General features: G+C 33.1%; 12 protein-coding genes. 8 read left to right on the forward strand and 4 right to left on the reverse strand.

What is annotated here, in order from left to right; translation table 11 throughout:
• The first annotated feature begins 459 nt into the window (after nucleotides 1-459).
• Complete coding sequence (locus ATE84_RS21820; RefSeq protein ID WP_101449970.1) at nucleotides 460-3,537, forward strand: basic secretory protein-like protein; 3,078 nt, start codon at nucleotides 460-462, stop codon at nucleotides 3,535-3,537.
• 248 nt (nucleotides 3,538-3,785) lie between these two features.
• Here ATE84_RS21820 and ATE84_RS21825 read toward each other — a convergent pair whose 3' ends face one another.
• On the reverse strand, nucleotides 3,786-4,241 hold the full coding sequence (locus ATE84_RS21825) for an Lrp/AsnC family transcriptional regulator (protein WP_233195872.1): 456 nt from the start codon (nucleotides 4,239-4,241) through the stop codon (nucleotides 3,786-3,788).
• A gap of 493 nt (nucleotides 4,242-4,734) precedes the next feature.
• Between ATE84_RS21825 and ATE84_RS21830 the strand changes: the two genes are divergently transcribed.
• The 7 genes from ATE84_RS21830 to ATE84_RS21860 all read left to right on the forward strand — a co-directional run bounded on the left by ATE84_RS21830 (nucleotide 4,735) and on the right by ATE84_RS21860 (nucleotide 18,756).
• Nucleotides 4,735-7,887, forward strand: coding sequence for a TonB-dependent receptor (locus ATE84_RS21830; RefSeq protein ID WP_101449972.1), 3,153 nt, complete (start codon nucleotides 4,735-4,737; stop codon nucleotides 7,885-7,887).
• An 87-nt stretch (nucleotides 7,888-7,974) separates the two neighbouring features.
• Nucleotides 7,975-9,651, forward strand: a complete 1,677-nt coding sequence (locus ATE84_RS21835) for a RagB/SusD family nutrient uptake outer membrane protein (RefSeq protein ID WP_101449973.1) — start codon at nucleotides 7,975-7,977, stop codon at nucleotides 9,649-9,651.
• 163 nt (nucleotides 9,652-9,814) lie between these two features.
• Nucleotides 9,815-12,814: a GH92 family glycosyl hydrolase gene (locus ATE84_RS21840; protein WP_101449974.1), complete on the forward strand. Its 3,000-nt coding sequence runs from the start codon at nucleotides 9,815-9,817 to the stop codon at nucleotides 12,812-12,814.
• Between the two features lie 114 nt (nucleotides 12,815-12,928).
• Nucleotides 12,929-13,843 carry an ROK family protein gene (locus ATE84_RS21845; protein ID WP_101449975.1) on the forward strand — a complete coding sequence of 305 codons (915 nt, stop codon included), beginning with the start codon at nucleotides 12,929-12,931 and terminating at the stop codon, nucleotides 13,841-13,843.
• A gap of 96 nt (nucleotides 13,844-13,939) precedes the next feature.
• On the forward strand, nucleotides 13,940-15,238 hold the full coding sequence (locus ATE84_RS21850) for a sugar MFS transporter (RefSeq protein ID WP_101449976.1): 1,299 nt from the start codon (nucleotides 13,940-13,942) through the stop codon (nucleotides 15,236-15,238).
• A gap of 44 nt (nucleotides 15,239-15,282) precedes the next feature.
• Complete coding sequence (locus ATE84_RS21855; RefSeq protein ID WP_101449977.1) at nucleotides 15,283-17,625, forward strand: GH92 family glycosyl hydrolase; 2,343 nt, start codon at nucleotides 15,283-15,285, stop codon at nucleotides 17,623-17,625.
• Between the two features lie 219 nt (nucleotides 17,626-17,844).
• A complete protein-coding gene (locus ATE84_RS21860) occupies nucleotides 17,845-18,756 on the forward strand; it encodes an ROK family protein (protein WP_101449978.1) in 912 nt (303 codons plus the stop codon).
• An 88-nt stretch (nucleotides 18,757-18,844) separates the two neighbouring features.
• Here the strand turns inward: ATE84_RS21860 and ATE84_RS21865 are convergent, their stop codons facing one another.
• From ATE84_RS21865 to ATE84_RS21875, 3 genes are all read right to left on the reverse strand, one after another.
• Nucleotides 18,845-19,240: a rhodanese-like domain-containing protein gene (locus ATE84_RS21865; protein ID WP_101449979.1), complete on the reverse strand. Its 396-nt coding sequence runs from the start codon at nucleotides 19,238-19,240 to the stop codon at nucleotides 18,845-18,847.
• 9 nt (nucleotides 19,241-19,249) lie between these two features.
• Complete coding sequence (locus ATE84_RS21870) at nucleotides 19,250-19,567, reverse strand: rhodanese-like domain-containing protein (RefSeq protein WP_101449980.1); 318 nt, start codon at nucleotides 19,565-19,567, stop codon at nucleotides 19,250-19,252.
• A 120-nt stretch (nucleotides 19,568-19,687) separates the two neighbouring features.
• A complete protein-coding gene (locus ATE84_RS21875) occupies nucleotides 19,688-20,314 on the reverse strand; it encodes a thioredoxin family protein (RefSeq protein ID WP_101449981.1) in 627 nt (208 codons plus the stop codon).

Genomic DNA, 20,314 nt, shown 5'->3' on the forward strand with positions numbered 1-20,314 from the left:
TTTACACATATATAAATAAGCATGTTCATGTACCCTTTTTACTACCGATTTTATTAAAAAAACCGTGTTGATTTACTTCTTGTTAAAAATGGTACATGGTTTTTGTATACCTATTTAATTATGTTCTCATGTGATAGTAAGCAATTTTTAGATAGCTCAAAACTGTTTAAAAAAAATCTATCTAAAAAGCTCTACTTATCTATAATCCACAGAAAACGCTTTTCTATTCTATACTTATCCTATAGAGATATTAAATTTTAAAGCATAAAAAACACTTTATAAAACAAATCCAACTTCTCTTAAAAAGAAAAAAAACTAAAAAAAGAATAAAAAAGAATAAAAATCACTGAAATCAAGCCTAAAAAATGAAAACATGCCTTAATACTGTAATTTTATTGCAACTAACATTTATTAGTATTTTTTTTATAAAACATACTAATAAAAAACACAAACTTCACAATGAAAAATTACAAAAAACACATGCTTTGGATAAGCATGGTGGCAGCAATGGTATTTGTACTTAAAACGAGTGCACGACCCGCGAACCCTATTACATGCAGTAAAAACAACACTTCTTCAATTCCCAAAAGCAAGCAAGCTTGTGAATGGGGAAATGATTTTCTCACTCCTACTGTAAAATTCACTGATTTTGACGGACAAACCGAAGGATCTCGAGTATTTAAGCAGGTAATTCCTAATGCAGAATCCTATATGAAACAACGTTGTTTAGACGTTGCAAAAATATTATATCGTAACTCCACAGATGCTCCTAAGTTTAGATTATTAAACTTTAATCTGAAAAACGAAGATTTTGTAGCTCACAAATTTGGAGATGGTGACCAAATGACCATAGAAGTAAGCACGCAACATCTGGCTAATGTCTATCGCCAATCTGGTAACAACTCTCAAGCCCTAAAAGATGAAATCGATGGTATTCTATTTCACGAAGTAACCCATGGCTATAATTACTCTCCTTCTACCGGAGGAACGTATGACGGATCTTCTCCTTTTTGGGCATATACTGAAGGTATAGCAGATGGCGTGAGAATTTATGCAGGGTTTCATCAGATCAAGACCCCAAATGTAATTGATTCCAGAAAATGGTTAGGTGGATACACCATAACAGGGTTCTTTCTGCACTATGTTACCCTAAAATATGACAAGAATTTTATCTATAAATTTAATAAGGCAGCAAAAGACTTAGGAAACTCCTGGTCATTTGACAATGCGTTTAAAGATATTCTTGGAAAAGGTGTTGAAACTGTATGGAATGAATACAAAAACTATATCAACAGCGGAAACACTCTTGATTATGATGGAAATTACCCATGGAGTCTGGATTGTGGTGATACCGGCGGAAGTGCTACTGATATAACTAATGATGGTGGAGTAGTGTCTAGTCAATATAACGACTCCCCATCCAACGAAAATATATCAAAACTAATCGACAACAATATCAATTCTAAGTACCTAACTTTTAATGCATCTGCATGGGTGCAGTATAAAGCTAGTAAATCTTATGTTTTATCTTCCTACACGATAACTTCTGCAAATGATGCAGCAGAAAGAGATCCAAAAAACTGGACGCTACAAGGATCCACAAACGGAAGTTCTTGGCAAAATATCGATCAGAAATTCAATCAAGATTTCCTGAATAGAAATCAAAAAAGAACTTTTCAGGTCAGCACCACTTCTTCATATCAATATTATCGATTATCGATGAGCAATAACAGTGGAACTATTCTTCAATTATCTGAAATCGAATTATTTGGAAAAGAAAAAAACACACAACAACTTCCGGTAGCTGATTTTAGCGCAAACAAAACCAACATAAAAGAAGGAGAAAGTGTGTCTTTTACTAATTCTTCAACCGATGCTACTTCATATAATTGGACATTTGATGGAGGTAGTCCATCTAGTAGTACACAAACTAATCCTGTAGTGAAGTATAATAGAGAAGGAACCTATTCGGTAACGCTTAAAGCAACAAATGGGGATGGATCTGATACAGAAACTAAAACTTCATTTATTAAAGTTTCTTCAAATGGAGGCGGAGGAGATATTGCTGACATCACTAATGACGGGGGAGTCATTTCTGATCAACATAATGATTCTCCTTCTTTTGAGAATATAACGAAACTCATTGATAATGATCCTAATTCTAAGTTTTTAACTTTTAATTCTTCTACATGGGTGCAATATAAAGCAACCAAAAACTACACATTATCTTCATATACGATAACCTCTGGGAACGACGCACCAGAAAGAGATCCTAAAAGCTGGACGTTGCAAGGATCCTCAAACGGAAGCAACTGGCAAAATATCGATCAAAAATCTAATCAAGATTTCCTGAATAGAAATCAAAAAAGAACTTTTCAAGTAAGTACTAGCACTAAATATCAATACTATAGATTATCCATGAATAATAATAGTGGAACCATTCTACAAGTATCCGAACTTGAATTATTTGGAAAAGAGAGTTCTACTGACGGAGGTTCTTGCCCGTGGGGAAATAATTTTCTCACTCCTACTGTAAAATTCACTGATTTTGATGGACAAACCGAAGGATCTCGAGTATTTAAGCAGGTAATTCCTAATGCAGAATCCTATATGAAACAACGTTGTTTGGACGTTGCAAAAATATTATATCGTAACTCCACAGATGCTCCTAAGTTTAGATTATTAAACTTTAATCTGAAAAACGAAGATTTTGTAGCTCACAAATTTGGAGATGGTGACCAAATGACCATAGAAGTAAGCACGCAACATCTGGCTAATGTCTATCGCCAATCTGGTAACAACTCTCAAGCCCTAAAAGATGAAATCGATGGTATTCTATTTCACGAAGTAACCCATGGCTATAATTACTCTCCTTCTACTGGAGGAACTTATGACGGATCTTCTCCTTTTTGGGCATATACTGAAGGTATAGCAGATGGCGTGAGAATTTATGCAGGGTTTCATCAGATCAAGACCCCAAATGTAATTGATTCCAGAAAATGGTTAGGTGGATACACCATAACAGGGTTCTTTCTGCACTATGTTACCCTAAAATATGACAAGAATTTTATCTATAAATTTAATAAGGCAGCAAAAGACTTAGGAAACTCCTGGTCATTTGACAATGCGTTTAAAGATATTCTTGGAAAAGGTGTTGAAACCGTATGGAATGAGTATAAAAACTATATCAACAGCGGAAACACTCTTGATTATGATGGAAATTACCCATGGAGTCTGGATTGCAGTAGAAGCAACAGAAATAATACATCTACTACGGAAAATATAAAACCCGAAGATGCATTCAAGTTAAAGTCATACCCTAATCCAATTCAGGATAAATTGTTTTTTGCAAAACCAAAAAACCTAAAAGGTACATCTTTACTTTATGAAATCTATGATACTCAAGGTTCTCAAATTTTTACAGAAAAAACGTCAGGAAGCGAACTGAATCTAGATCATTTAGAATCCAAAATGTATTTTATAATTGTTAAACAAGATGGAAAAACCATATATAGAAATAGATTTATAAAGCGATAATATCGGTTTATGCTATACCATAGCTAATTAGAACTTTAAAAACACCTGTCACTATAAGGACAGGTGTTTTTTTATATGAACTCATCTTGACTTTTCGTTTTTAACCGAAAATGAGTTGAAATTTAACCAGATGAGGCGCTTTTTGAAAGTTATAGCAGTTCTACAAATAAGAAAAGTAACAAAATATGGGTGAATTACAGCTATTTTTTAGGAAACAGAAAAAGTCAAGATGAGTTCTATGTGTTTGTTTATAGATAATATTCTGAAGTATGTTTAATCAGCTTTAATGAAAAAGTAGTATTCAAGACTCCAATATTATCTATTTTTGACAATTTAGAACGCATAAACTCATGATACTCCTCTAAGCTGGGCATATTAATTTTTAACAAAAAATCTACCTGTCCTGCCATATGAAAGCACTCTTGAACTTCCTTCAAGTTTTTTATTTGATTTTCAAACTTATCAATAAATGATTCCCCATGAGATTGAAGAGATACCTGGCAAAATGCTGTAATTGGCAGACCAACCATATTCTTATTTACAATTGCAACATATTTTTCTATATATCCTTTACTTTCTAAACGCTTTATCCTCTCATATATAGGAGAAACAGTTAAGTTCAAAAGATTAGCTATTTCTTTTGCTGTTTTTTTAGAATCTCTCTGAAGGATTCGTAAAATAGTTTTGTCTGTGTTATCCAACATTTCCATATTACCAATAAATAAAATTACTATATATAGATAAAAAAAACTTTTATTTCATAATAATACAGTTTTTTTTATTACAATCATACATTTGTTCAATCTATTTAACTAGATATAGCTATCTCTTAAAGATAAAATTCAAAATTCATGATAAAGTGATTTTACACTAAATTAACACTTGGAATGCATTATATCCTTTCAAAAAGGTATATATGTCTATTTTTATCAAAAAAAGATACATATTTTAACAAGAAAAAAAACTTAAGAACACAAAAATGCTTAGTTCAAAAAGATAAAAAAACTTTATATTTATATTTATACCATAAAAATCACTAATATTTATATCAAAATACAAATATTAATCTTCATATTATAAATTTGAAAACAATAACTCTCTTAAACATAATGTATTATTAATCTTTTCGAAACACAAATTAATTGAGAGTTTATTCGAGAAATCAGCAGTCAAATTATTAACTAAACCAATTTTAATATGAAGAATAAATTAGGATATCTATTTTTTGTGCTTACCTTCATGTCATTTGCCAATATAGGCACAGCCCAGGAAATTACTATTACCGGAACGGTAATGGATAATACAGGAATATTACTACCTGGAGTGAACATTGTCATAAAAGACTCTTCTAAAGGAACACAAACCGATTTTGATGGAAACTATTCATTAACAGCTTCATCAGGAGATACATTACTATTCAGTTATTTAGGAATGGAGACTCAAAATATTACAGTATCAAGTTCGGGGGTACATAATATAACCTTACAAGAAAACTCTAATCAATTAGAAGAAATTGTAGTAACCGGATATTCAAAACAATCGGTAAGAAATATAACAGGATCTGTTATCGTAGTCAAAGCTGAAGACATTGCTGCCACTTCACCTGTAGATATTGAACAATCTTTACAAGGGTTAGCATCTGGGGTAACAGTAGGTTCTGAAGGAGGACCTGGAGGAGAAGCTATGGTACGGATTAGAGGGTTTGGAACAATCAATAATAATAACCCATTATATGTGATTGACGGTACACCGACCAATACAGGAATAAATCAGCTAAACCCTTCTGACATAAAGTCTATGCAAATATTAAAAGATGCCTCTTCTGCTGCTATCTATGGATTTAGAGCATCAAATGGGGTAATACTTATTACTACAAAAGGAGGGAAATACAATAGTGATACTAAGTTTACTTTTGATTCTTATGTAGGCGTGGATAATATCCCTAAATCAGCATTTCCTGATTTATTATCTACACAAGAGACCGCAAATGTGATCTGGACTCGTTTTAATAATGATGGCACTGCCCCTTCCCACCCTCAGTATGGTAATGGAAGTACACCTGTATTACCTAATTATTTAACTCCAGCAGGAGCAAATTCTGCAGATCTATCCACTTATGACCCTGAGACAAACAAAATCACAAGAGCTAATAAAGAAGGGACCGATTGGTTTGATGAATATTTTAATGCTGCTTTTGTACAAAATTACAATCTAGGAATTTCAGGAGGTTCTGAAACTGCAAAATTTCATGTTGGAATAGGAGCTCTAACACAAGATGGTGTAGCTTTGCATACTTCGTTTGATCGATATGTACTACGAGTAAATTCAGAATTTAAAGTAACCAATAATTTTAGAATAGGAGAATCTTTTAGTATTTCCTATTCAGACAGAATTGGTTCTACAGGAAGTCAATTTACAGGAGGAGATATTTCTTTTTTATATCGATCTCAACCTATTATCCCCGTATACGATATTGCGGGTAATTATGCAGGCCCTCAAAGTCCAGGGTTAGGTAATGGCATTAATCCGGTAGCAAGTGCAACCCGTAACAAAAACAACCTTACCAGAAGACTTAGAACTATTGGTGGAGTATATGCCGAACTAGATGTTTTTAAAGACCTTACTTTCAAAACTAATTTTGGTGTGGATTATGACGCCAACAACAGCTCTTTCTTTTCTTTCAAAAATCCAGAAGTAGCAGAACCTACTAATGTTAACAAATTAACAGAAAATAACAGTTATGCTATTTCAACCACATGGTACAATACACTTAGTTATTCAAAAAAAATTGGTAATCATACAATCGATGCAGTAGTAGGAACAGAAAGTTATAAGCTACAAGAAAAATTCTTAGGTGCTTCAAGAAATAAGTTTCTTATCAACAATATCAATTATAGATATCTGGACAGAGGAGAAGGCTCTCGAGATAATAATGGAGAAGGAAATAAAGAAGGATATTTTTCTGTTTTCGGAAAGGTAGATTATAGTTATAATGACAAATACCTACTCTCTGCTTCTTTACGAAGAGATGCTTCTTCAAAATTTGATGAACAACATAGAGCAGATTTATTTCCTGGATATAGTGCAGCATGGAGAATATCAAGCGAACCTTTTATGGAAAATGTTTCTTTTATTAATGACCTTAAAATAAAAGCAGGATATGGAGAATTAGGAAACGAAAGTATTCCTCAAGGAAGAATATATAGTCAATACAATAACAACGACAATACCAATTATGACTTATTAGGAACTAATTCTAGCGTTCTCCCTGGGTATGGCCTATTCATTTTAGGAAACAAAGATTTAACCTGGGAATATACCAGTACAAAGAATCTAGGGGTTGATGGTGCTTTATTCAATAATACTTTCATGTTTAATTTAGAATTTTATAATTCGGTTACCGAAGAATTATTAGTTCCAGAACAAGCAAACATAACAATCATAGGTAATGCAGTTCCTAAATATATAAATAACGGAACCGTAGAAAATAATGGATTTGACTTGTCTTTGGGATATAGTAAGCAGATCAGTGAAGATTTAAAATTTGACACCTCTGTAAATATATCTGCTTATAAAAACAAAGTAAAAGATTTAGGAGATAATTCTGATTATTTTCTAGATGGAAACCTAGCAAGAGAAACTAAGCCTTCCAGAACACAATCTGGTCATGCCATCTCTTCATTTCATGGGTTTATAATTGATGGTATCATTCAAAATGATGCAGAACTTGCAGCTACCGGTGATTATTTAGGAAAAGAAATAGGGACTTTTAAATATAGAGATCTCAATAATGATGGAGTGATTAATGATGAAGATAGAGATTTCATAGGAAATCCTCATCCGGATTTCACTTATAGCTTTAACATGGGATTAGAATACAAAAATATTGATTTTGGAATATTCTTTCAAGGAAGCCAAGGAAATGATATTTATAATTTCACTAAGTTTTTCACTGATTATAACAGTTTTCCGGGAGCAAAAAGTAGAGATTATCTAAATTCATGGAGTCCATCTAATACCGGTGCCAGGTTACCTAAATTATCCAATAATCCAGCAGAGCATTATTCTAGTGCTAGTAGTTATTACATAGAAGATGGATCATACTTACGACTTAAAAATGTTCAATTAGGATATAGCTTGCCAGAACAAATAACATCTAAATTGAAAGTTGAAAAACTAAGAGTATACATTCAGGCCAAAAATTTATATACCTGGACAAAATACTCTGGACTGGATCCAGAAATTAACTTACAATATGGAGGTGGTTTTGGCAACTTAGATATAGGTATTGACAGAGGAGCATATCCAGTTGCAAGATCATTTTTATTTGGAGTTAATCTCAGTCTATAATTTATATGCTAGGAAAATAACATGAAGTAAAACATAACACTCATGTATCCTAATAATTGTAACACAAAACATTCAAAATATAAACAAATGAAAAAAATAATCATTTTTATATCCGTAGTTCTTTGCATCCTTTCTTGTGATAAAGAACTAGATATCGAACCACAAGGAGCTCTTGTTGAAGGGGTAATAGTATATGATGAAAATTGGGTAGATCTGCAACTTACTAGTGCTTATGGAATTTTAGATGGAAATCCTGGTTATTTCTGGGCTCCTGCATCTAACTGGGCTCTTGGAGATGTAGCTTCTGATGATTTCCATAAAGGATCATCTATAGACGATCAACCACCGTTAAACGATGTAGAACGATTTTCTGCAGGAACCACTAACATCTATGCTACCAGAAAATGGGAATCTACATTTGAAGGTATTTCAAGAACAAACCAAACCTTAGAGTCAATTGAGAAAGCCATAGAAGGAGGTGTTTCTGAGGAAAAACTAATCGTATTTCGTTCAGAAGCACGTTTTCTGAGAGCACATTATCATATGGATGCCAAAAAAATATGGAACAACATACCTTTTATTTCTGAAGGTCTTACAGAGACACCCTCTAATGAGATCGATGCATGGCCATTAATTGAAGAAGATCTTACATATGCTATAGACAATCTTCCCGAAAATCAAGATGATGCAGGAAGAGCTACATCATGGATAGCAAAAGCATATCTAGCAAAAGCACATATGTTTCAAAATGATTATGCCGCAGCAAGACCAATCCTAGATAACATTATCAACGAAGGGCCTTTCCAACTGGTACCTAATTATCATGATAATTTTAATGGAGAAAAGGATAACAATTCAGAATCTGTTTTTGCTGTTCAAAACTCTGTAAATGATGGCGGCGAAGGTTTTATTAATGGAAACCGAGGGAACAGACTAAACCATCCTTATGCTTCTGATGCACCAGGAGGGGGATGCTGTGGATTCTTTCAACCCAGTCAAAATCTCGTAAATGCATTTAAAACAGATGTTAACGGACTACCTTTATTAGACTCTTTTAATAACTCTGATATAACTAATGATCAAGGAATTACCTCTAATCAGGCGTTTACACCATATACCGGAAACCTAGATCCAAGGTTAGATTGGACAGTAGGTAGAAGAGGAATAGAATACCTTGGGTGGGGACCTATGCCTGGGTCGAGATGGATACGTGATCAATCTAATGGAGGACCATATGTAGGAAAGAAACACGAAATATTAAAATCTCAGGAAGGAACAATTTCTGCCGCTGGATTACCACAGTATAATGCAATCAACACACCATTAATAAGGTATTCTGATGTATTATTATGGAGAGCAGAGGTTTATGCCGAAGACGGACAATTAGGCGAAGCTATGAATCTAGTAAACAGAATAAGAGCAAGAGCTGCTAATCCTGACGGGTTTGTTAAAAACCCCAATGGAACACCAGCTGCAAACTATGTAATCAATGAATACACATCATTTCCTGATAAAGAATATGCAATTAAGGCAGTTCGTTTTGAAAGAAGGTTAGAATTAGCATCTGAAGGACATCGATTTTTTGATTTAGTACGATGGGGTGTGGCTCCACAAGTATTAAATAAATATATTAATGAAGAATCTTCAAAACGAGTTTATCTTAATGGAGCAAGTTTTAGTCAAGGAAAGAGTGAGTACTACCCTATCCCTCTAGACGCAATTAACTCTTCTGGAGGAGCTTTAAAACAAAACTCCGGATATTAATATATACACTACACTTTATCAATCGATTTTTTGTATTAGTTATTTTTTGTTTTAGATTGTAAAGACAGGATCATTTTTTAGATTCTGTCTTTCACATATTAATTCATCATATATTTATTAAAACCCTATGTCGCAAAACCACAAAGTTCAAAATAAATGAATCATGAAATTGTCTATGTTTAGAAGAATACTCCTGACTCTCACGATTGCAGGGTTAAGTGTACATTGTACAAATAAAAAAGAAGTAAAAAAACCTGTAGACTATGTAGATGTTTTCATTGGAACAAAATCGCCAGGACACACATTTCCTGGTCCTATGCTTCCTTTTGGAATGGTACAATTGAGTCCCGACACCAGAAATGACCATACTAGTTGGCCTGCCTGTGCAGGATATGATTATATGGATACCTCTATTATAGGATTTACCCATACACACTTATCAGGAACAGGGGTTCCCGATTTAGGTGATATTCTATTCATGCCAACAACAGGAGAAACACAATTTCAAGCCGGAACTCCAGAAAATCCTGATTCTGGATATCGTTCTAGATATAGTCACCAAAGTGAATTTGCAGAACCTGGATATTATTCAGTTGTGCTCGATGACTACAATATAAAAACAGAACTAACCACTACAAAAAGAGTTGGAGTACATAGGTATTCGTATCCTAAATCAGAAAAGACCAGTATCATTATTGACCTAGAACATCGCGATCCAGTAATAGAAGCAGAGTTCGAAATCATCAGTAAAACAGAAATTGCCGGATATCGAAGATCAAAAGCATGGGCAGGAAATCAACGCCAGTATTTTGTTGCACAATTCTCAAAACCCATTGTATCCTATCAAATTCTTAATGGAGAAAAAATAGTAACTACAGGCACTAAATTTAGCAGCAAAAAAATAATAGCAGCTCTCAATTTTGATAGTTCTGAAGATCAAATTACTACAAAAGTAGCACTGTCCGCTGTAAGCATAGATGGTGCCAGAAAAAACCTGGAAAAAGAATTACCAGGTTGGCACTTTGATGAAACAAGAAAAGAAGCAAAAAAAATCTGGAATAATTCGCTAAGCAAAATAGAAATATCCGATAGCAATGAAGATAAAAAAGAAATCTTCTACACCTCATTATACCATAGCCTTTTAACCCCTAATTTATATAACGATGTAGACGGTCAATACCGTGGAATGGATGATAAAATACACACTGCAAAAGGGTTCAACAATTATACAGTTTTCTCTCTTTGGGACACATTTAGAGGTTTACACCCATTACTAACAATTATAGAACCAGATGTAACCCGAGATATTGTTGTTACCTTACAAAAAAAGCATGAGCAATATGGCGAAATCCCCATGTGGGAACTAGCCGCAAATGACACAAGATGTATGATAGGATACCATGGAGTTTCGGTAATGGCAGATGCATATCTAAAAGGAATAACGAATGTAGATACCGAAAAAGTATTAAATGCGATGATAGAAAGTTCTAACGTAAAAAAAAGAGGCATTAATTACTATACCGAACTAGGTTTTGTTCCTTCAAATAAAAGCAGCCAATCTGTGTCTAAAACTCTAGAATATGCATACGATGACTGGTGTATTGCGCAAATGGCAAAAACTTTAAACAAAACAGACATCTATAATGAATATTCTCGAAGAGCTCAATTTTTTGTTAATCTATATGACCAGCAAACCGGTTTTATGAGGCCTCGATATTCTAATAGAAAATGGTATGAAGATTTTAACCCTACATCTGTCGAAAAAACTTATAATTTCAATTTTACAGAAGGGAATTCGTATCAATACAGCCTGTTTGTTCCTCATGATATAGCAAGTGTGATAGATTTAGTTGGTGGTGACAAAAACTTTAACCAATGGCTTGATAATCTGTTCTCTAAAAATTTTGATGAAGAAATTAGTGAAGATTCTGATGTCTCTGGATTATTGGGTCAATATTCTCACGGAAACGAACCCAGTCATCATCTCGCCTACTTATATAACTATGCCGGTAAACCATGGAAATCACAACAAACCATTCACAAAATATTAAATGAAATGTATACTTCTGAGCCCGATGGACTCTGTGGAAATGATGATTGTGGTCAAATGTCTGCATGGTACGTATTGAGTAGTTTAGGTTTTTATTCTGTTACACCGGGAGCTCCAGAATATGTTATTGGAAGTCCTACTTTTGAAAAGGCTGAAATCCACCTTGAGAATGGAAAAACTTTTACGATACTAGCCAATAATGCCAGTAAAACAAACATCCATTTTTCATCCTTAAAACTTAATGGCGAAGAATACCCTAATACATACCTAAAACATGAAGATATTCTAAATGGAGGTGAATTGGTTTTTGAAATGACAGATATTCCAAATAAAGATTGGGGTACAAATCCATCAAACAGACCGCTATCAGACACCCAAAAAACGGTAAACATACCATATCTAAAATCTGATCACACTACATTTTTAGATACCAAAATAGTTGATTTAGATTGTGACACAGAAAATGCATACATATATTATACACTAGATGGTAGTGAGCCTACAGAAAGTAGCATGAGATATAATTCTCCTTTTGAAATAAAAGGATCTACAAAACTAAAAATCAAAGCTTTCAAAAAAGGGTTAATATCTAGCTATACAACTACATTATTTTTAGAAAAATTAGAAAGCATAGATCCTAAAAAACTAAAAAACAAACTAAAAAATGGACTTTCATATCAATATTACGAAGGTATTTTTCGATCTGTTTACGATTTTTCACAAGAAGAACCTGTGCAAAAAGGAGAAGTTATAAATATCAATATAGAACCCCGTTTAAGAGATGAATGGATCGGTTTTGAATTTGATGGATTCATCGATATACCAAAAAATGGATTATATAATTTTGAAATTTCTGCCAATGATGGTGCTCAATTATTAATTGATAATAAAGAGTTATTTGAAAGTGACGGAAGGAAATCATTCAGTTTCACTCAAAAAAATGACATCATTCTATCTAAAGGATTACATAAATTTACTATTCGATATTTTCAATGTTCGGATAATATTGGTCTAAAAGCATTATGGAGTGGCCCTGGCTTTGAAAAAACAGAAGTTGACACTTCTCATCTTTATCATATAACTGATCAAAATGAAGATAAGCCTAAACCATAACACTTAAAAGATATTAAAGTACATATTTAAGTTAACATCAAAACCACACTTGGTTGCTAATAGAAATAAGAAGCAACTAATAATTAACTAAACGAAAAAACTGTAAAATAAACAATGATATTAGGAGTAGATATAGGGGGTAGTCACATTACTGTAGCCCGCATTGACATCAAAAACCATGAAATACCCGACTCTAATTTAATTTCGACAAAGGTAGACAGCACCGCTCAAGCAAATGAAATTATTGATCAATGGATCCATATTTTACAAAAAAGTATAGATTCTCTTAATGAAGATAAAGAATCTTTAGAAGGACTATGCATCGCATTACCAGGTCCCTTTGATTATTATCAAGGTATTTTTGCATATAAAATGGAGAACAAGTTTACTGCTTTATTGGGCATAAACATCAAAAAAATAATTATCGAACGATTAGCTTTATCTGATACCATACCATTACGATTTTATAATGATGCGGCTTGTTTTGGCATAGGAGAATCCTGGAAAGGAAAACTTAAATCCGCAGAAAAAGCATTGGCCATAACTTTAGGCACTGGTTTTGGAGCTACTTTCTTATCACAAGGACTTCCTATGCTTTCTGGAGATGGTGTTCCCGAAAATGGTGAGCTGTACAATATTCCCTTTAAAAATGGAATAGCAGATGAATATTTCTCTTCCCGCTGGTTTATTAAAAAATACAAGGAGGCAACAGGGATTACTATAAGTGGCGTAAAAGATCTAATTACTGATACTAAGTCCAGCCCACATACAGATCAAATATTCGAAGAATTTTCTAGAAATTTAGCTATTTTTCTGTCTCCGTGGTTAAAAGGATATAATGCAGATGCCGTAGTAATTGGAGGAAACATATCTAAAGCATGGAATTCTTTTGCAGACAACCTTAATGCTGAATTAAAAAACCAGGGATGTAACACTAAAATATATCAAAGTGAATTAAAAGAAAAAGCTATTTTACTAGGCGGGGCGCGTCTGGTTAATAACATATTTTATGAAAGCCTCTGCTTTTAAAATTATCTAAATAGAATACAGATCAACAAAAGATTAATTTTTATCTTAAAACGCTAAATATCAAAACAAAAATATCATAATCTAAAAAAAACTATTTTGAAAAACAGTACAACATATAAAAGTGCTTTTATATTTTTAACTTCCTTATTCTTTTTATGGGGATTTATAACAGTACTAGTCGACTCACTAATTCCAAGACTTCGGGAAGTTTTTACGTTAAACTATTTTCAGGCTGGATTAGTTCAATTTGCGTTTTTTGGAGCCTATTTTTTACTATCTATTCCTTCTGGGTTTATTTTATCTAAAATTGGTTATAAAAAGGGAATCATATTGGGTTTATTAACACTTGCATCAGGATGTTTATTATTTTATCCCGCTGCATCTTATCGTGAATTTAGCATTTTTATGTTAGCATACTTTGTAGTAGCAAGTGGGATTACAATTCTACAGGTTGCCGCTAACCCATATGTGGCAGTATTAGGCCCTGAAGAAGGTGCTTCGAGCAGACTTAACTTGTCTCAGGCTTTTAATTCATTAGGCACAACTATTGCTCCAGCTATTGGAGCTATGTTTATTTTAAGTGATAAAGTTAAAAACCCCCAGGAAATTGCAGCTTTAAACATCTTAGATAAAGAAAATTATTACATTTCTGAAGCTGCTGCGGTTCAATCTCCTTTCATAGGAATCGCCATATTTGTGGCCATCTTAGCCTTTGCATTTATATTTATCAAACTTCCTAAGCTAATAAAGGACAGTCCAAAAGGTGGATATCTAAGAGTTTTACAAAGCAAGTCTTTGGTAATGGGTGCTATTGGAATATTTGTATATGTAGGAGCCGAAGTCGCAATAGGAAGTTATTTAATCAATTATTTTTTAGACATGAACCTAGCTACTTTAATCAAAGAAAGCACATTCATGAAGAGTATTTCTGAAGGAATTCTGGGATCTGATAGCCAAACATTAGATAATAAAGCAATAGTAGGAGCTTTTGTTACTTTTTATTGGAGTGGCGCAATGATTGGCCGATTTATAGGTGCGCATTTAACAAAGATCATAAAACCAGCCAAGGTTTTAAGCTTCTTTGCTATCGGAGCTGTTTTATTAATTTTAGTATCTATATCAACTTCTGGTTTTATAGCTATGTGGAGTATTCTGGCAGTAGGGCTATTTAATTCTATTATGTTCCCTACCATATTTTCTTTATCAATAGAAGGCTTAGATGATCTAAAACCACAGGCATCTGGTGTCTTATGTACCATGATAGTAGGTGGCGCAATAATCCCTCCTCTATTTGGATTACTTTCTGATCAAACAGGATTTAAAACCGCACTGATCCTAGTTTTAATCTGCTATATTTATATCGTTTTTTATGGTAGAAGAAAAGCTAATTCTTAAAAATAAAATTTTTATTAAAAGTGAAAATAACAAATCATATAGTAATGAAATATCTATCAATTCTAATAACGATACTACTTTGTTTTTCTTCTTGTAAGAAAGATTCTACGGATTCTGTAAATCAGGTTCCTGTATCAAAAACTATCAAAAAAACAGATTTCACAAAATATGTCAATCCATTTATTGGCACCAGCAAAATGGGACATACTTATCCAGGAGCAACAGCACCTTTCGGAATGGTACAAGTAAGTCCACAAACAAATTTTGAAGTAATGTTTAATAAGGATGGTAGTTACAACAAAGAAACCTATGAATATTGTGCTGGCTATCAACACAGAGATTCTACAATAATAGGTTTTTCTCATACAAACCTAAGTGGTACCGGACACTCTGATCTAGGAGATTTTTTAGTGATGCCCACAACAGGGAATTTAGTACTCGATCCTATAAAAACCGCTGATGGCGCCAAAGGATTTTATTCTACATTTTCTCATGATAACGAATATGCATCACCTGGATACTATAAAGTAAAACTAAAGGATTATGACATTACCGCAGAGCTTACTGCTACAGAACGTGTAGGGGTTCATCAATATACTTTCCCAGAAACGAAAGATGCGCATATCATTTTGGATCTAGTCTACAATGTTTACCATCATGATGACAAAAATGTATGGACATTCTTACGAGTAGAAAATGATTCCTTAGTAACCGGGTATCGCCAAACTAAAGGATGGGCAAGAACCAAAAAAGTGTTTTTTGCTATGCAATTCTCTAAACCTTTTAGTAGTTATGGACATAAAAAGTACGATACTGTAAAGTATGATGGATTCTATCGTCGTTTTGAGCAACAGGAAAATTTTCCTGAAATGGCAGGAAAAGACATTAGAGCATATTTTAATTTTGACACAAAAGCTAATGAAAAAATCAATGTCAAATTTGCATTATCTTCTGTAAGTACCAACGGAGCATTAAAAAACTTGAAATCCGAATTACCAGATTGGGATTTTGAAAAAGCCAAACAGAAAACTGAGAACAAATGGAATGATGAATTATCGAAAATAGAAATAAAAACAATTTCAGAAGAAGATAAAACTACATTCTATACGGCACTATATCATACCATGCTTAGTCCAATTATTTATGAAGATGTAGACGGTAGTTACCTTGGATTGGACCAAAATATTCATACTTCTGAAAACTTTACAAACTACTCGGTTTTCTCTCTTTGGGATACGTATAGAGCTTTACACCCCCTATTTAATATTACACAACCTAGTCGTAATAATGACATGATCAAATCGATGTTGGCTCATCAAGAACAAAGCGTACATCATATGTTACCGATATGGAGTCATTATGCTAATGAAAACTGGTGTATGATAGGCTACCATGCAACTTCGGTAATTGCAGATGCCATTGCCAAAAACGTTGGTGATTTTGACAAAAACAAAGCTCTTGCTGCATCTGTAAGTACTGCCAATGTTTCTTATTTTGATGGTTTAGGGGATTATATCAAATATCAATACATACCCGACGATAAAAGCCACTCTTCAGTTTCTAAAACACTAGAATTAGCCTATAATGATTGGTGTATTGCCCAGATTGCAAATAGTACCGGAGATAAAAAAACTACAGATCAGTTTCTAAATAGATCAGAGTATTATAATAATGTATATGATCCCAAAATTGGATATATGCGTCCTAAATTATCTAATGGTGAATTTAGGAAAGAATTTGACCCTTTAGATACACATGGACAAGGGTTTATTGAAGGAAATGCATGGAATTATGGTTTATATGTACCTCATCAACTAGAAAAAATGGTAAAAATGATGGGAGGAAACGAACGATTTAGTCAACACCTCGATTCTTTGTTTACCATGAAATTAGAAGACAAATTTATAGAAAAACATGAAGACATAACTCGAGACGGAATTATTGGTAATTACGTACATGGTAATGAGCCTGGACATCATATCCCCTATTTATATAACTGGACAGGCAAGCCATATAAAACCCAAGAACGTGTTCGCATGATCATGAATACTATGTATGGTCCTACAGTAGATGGATTGTGCGGAAATGATGATGCGGGGCAAATGAGCGCATGGTATATATTTAGTAGCTTAGGTTTTTATCCCGTTACACCAGGATCAGCTGAATATGCAATAGGAAGCCCTCTGGTTAAGGAAGCAATACTACATCTGGAAAACGGAAAAGACCTTAAGATTATAGCAAAAAATCAAAGTAAAGACAATATTTATGTACATCAAGTATCGGTAAATGGTAAGGTTATAAATGATGTTACCCTTTCTCACAATGATATCATAAACGGTGGAGAAATTATTTTTGAAATGCAAAACACTCCGAAAAAGATAAAATAACACCATAAATCATAAGTTTTTTCATTGTATTGAATTTACTTAGGAACTAATAAGGTAAGATTTTAAAATATCTTTCTATAAAAAGGCCCCGAGACTTTGACTCGGGGTTTGTTACACAAAGAATAATTGGTAATAACCAAAGCAAAAACTATTTTAAATTGTAATTTTGGCGACTAGCTATTTTTTGCTAGTATTACTTAAATAGACTATATACAAAAAATGATATTAGGAGTAGATATTGGAGGGAATTATATTACTGTAGCTGGAATAGATACCAAAACAAACAAATTGTCGGAAGCTAATTTGGTTTCTATTACTGTTGACAATAAAGCTGAAGCTGATGAAATAATAGAAAGGTGGTTATTTGCTTTACAGAAAGTCATCAACACTCTTGTAGACGATCCTCTAGAAGGAATTGGAATTGCTATACCTGGACCTTTTGATTATTACAATGGAATTTTTGCCTTTAAAATGCAGCAAAAATATGCCTCTCTTTTTTGTATAAATATTAAAGAAATACTTAAGAAGAAATTACAACTGTCTGATGATATTCCTATACGATTTTACAATGATGCTGCTTGCTTTGGTATTGGGGAAGTATGGAAAGGAAAACTAAAATCAATTCGACGAGGATTAGGAATAACATTAGGTGCTGGTTTTGGTGCCTCCTTTCTGTTTCATGGGCTTCCAATCCTTTCTGGAGATGGCATTCCTAAAGACGGAGAGTTATACCACATCCCTTATAAAGATGGAATTGCAGATGATTATTTTTCTACTCGGTGGTTTGTCAAAAGATATAAAGAGATTACCGATACAACAATTAATAACGTTAAAGAGCTTACAGAAGCTTCTTTAAAAAATGATGTAGCCGTACAACAAGTTTTTAATGAATTTTCAGAAAACCTAGCTGAATTTTTAAGTCCCTGGTTAAAATCTTACAATGCAGAAGCTATAGTTATTGGAGGTAATATTGCTAAAGCATGGCCCTTTTTTGCTAATGAGCTAGAGAAAAAAATAAATACTCACGATTGTCTTGTTAAGATACACAAAAGCGAACTTCAAGAAAAAGCAATATTATTAGGTAGTGCAAGACTAGTTAATGACACTTTCTATAAAGGGCTTGCATTTTAAGCAAATAAAAAAGCTCAAAAATTCTTTTTTGAGCTTAAAAATATTGTATAAATCACATAGTTTAATAACGTGCAAAAACTATCGATTTTTATTTAACTAATTTTCTTCTTTTAAATTTCCATTGCGTAATCCCACCATCAAGATCATAAATTTTAGTGAAACCTGCTTTTCTCATATATGCAGAACATTTCTTACTTCTTGCTCCACGAGCACAGTATACAATTACAGGTTTTGTTTTGTCAACTTTAGTAATAAGATCTTTAAAATTTTTATTTCTAAAATCAATATTCACAGCTCCTTCAATATATCCTTCTGCATACTCACCGGGTGTTCTAACATCAATAAGTTGTACTTTACTCATTTCTAATAGTGAATCTATTTCTTCTACTGTAATTAACTCTACAACATCATCTTTTTCAACCCGTTTACAATTGAACAATATTGAAGAAATAAAAATAATTACTAAAAATGATTTGATATTCATAAGATAATATTAATCTTCTATGATTTCACCTTCCCAATTCATAAAGCCGCCAACCAAATTATATGTAGTTTCGAACCCCATTTGATTCATCAACATACATGCCTGAGCACTACGCGCTCCAGAACGGCAATATACATAGTAATTTTTAGCCTTATCCAGCTTTCCTATTTCATCAAGAAAACCTTGCCCTTGACGAATGTCTACATTGAGCATATTAGGTATATACCCATCCTCTACTTCTTCTTCTGTTCTTACATCTAAAATTACTGCATTATTGTCATTAGCAATTTGTTCTTGCCATTCTTCTTGAGTGATATCTTCTGCCATTATAAAATATATTCTACTAAAATTGAATTTTTATTTTTTAATATTCCTTTACAAATATAATGAGTAGTTCATTAATTGTATTAAAACTACACCTTCAATTTATTAAAAATTAGGAAAATACTATACCTTAATACTACAACCGATAGCTTTTGTGATTTCTACAGGAACTTTTTTTCCTTCTAATAGAGCATTCACAGCATCTTCAACATATTTCTGATCAGCAGCTGATGCATCCTTATAGTTATTATCAATAGTCCCTATATATCGAACGATATTACCTTTCGGTGTTTTCTCTAAGATATACACATGAGGAGTTTTTGTTGCTCCGTATTGAGGGTATATTTTTTGTCCATCATCAAATAAATATGGAAAAGTAAACCCTTTCTCTTTTGCTCTTATCTTCATATTATCAAAACTATCATCTGGATAAGATTTTGAATCATTAGGGTTTATAGCCACAACAGGGTATCCTTTTGCTTTAAAAGTAGCATCTAATGCTATTATTCTATCTTCATAAGCCACAGAGTATGGGCAATGATTACATGTGAAAACGACAATAAATCCTTTGGCATCCTTATAATCTGCCAATGATATCAATGTATTATCTACGTTTTTAAGTTTAAAGTCTGTAGCGACATCCCCTATCGAATATCCTCCTTCAATTTTGGCACCAGATACTTTATCCAAAGCAAATGCACTTATTGCTATTACAAAAGCTACTCCAACCAGGATTTTTAAAGTTTTCAT

Source organism: Aquimarina sp. MAR_2010_214, assembly GCF_002846555.1.
Taxonomy (GTDB): Bacteria; Bacteroidota; Bacteroidia; order Flavobacteriales; family Flavobacteriaceae; genus Aquimarina.

Bases quoted from the DNA above. Each gene is read 5' to 3' on its own strand.
- ATE84_RS21835 (WP_101449973.1), top strand. From the start codon at position 7,975: ATGAAAAAAATAATCATTTTTATATCCGTAGTTCTTTGCATCCTTTCT.
- ATE84_RS21855 (WP_101449977.1), top strand. From the start codon at position 15,283: ATGAAATATCTATCAATTCTAATAACGATACTACTTTGTTTTTCTTCT.
- ATE84_RS21875 (WP_101449981.1), bottom strand. From the start codon at position 20,314: ATGAAAACTTTAAAAATCCTGGTTGGAGTAGCTTTTGTAATAGCAATA.
- ATE84_RS21865 (WP_101449979.1), bottom strand. From the start codon at position 19,240: ATGAATATCAAATCATTTTTAGTAATTATTTTTATTTCTTCAATATTG.
- ATE84_RS21870 (WP_101449980.1), bottom strand. From the start codon at position 19,567: ATGGCAGAAGATATCACTCAAGAAGAATGGCAAGAACAAATTGCTAAT.
- ATE84_RS21825 (WP_233195872.1), bottom strand. From the start codon at position 4,241: ATGTTGGATAACACAGACAAAACTATTTTACGAATCCTTCAGAGAGAT.
- ATE84_RS21830 (WP_101449972.1), top strand. From the start codon at position 4,735: ATGAAGAATAAATTAGGATATCTATTTTTTGTGCTTACCTTCATGTCA.
- ATE84_RS21840 (WP_101449974.1), top strand. From the start codon at position 9,815: ATGAAATTGTCTATGTTTAGAAGAATACTCCTGACTCTCACGATTGCA.
- ATE84_RS21860 (WP_101449978.1), top strand. From the start codon at position 17,845: ATGATATTAGGAGTAGATATTGGAGGGAATTATATTACTGTAGCTGGA.
- ATE84_RS21845 (WP_101449975.1), top strand. From the start codon at position 12,929: ATGATATTAGGAGTAGATATAGGGGGTAGTCACATTACTGTAGCCCGC.
- ATE84_RS21820 (WP_101449970.1), top strand. From the start codon at position 460: ATGAAAAATTACAAAAAACACATGCTTTGGATAAGCATGGTGGCAGCA.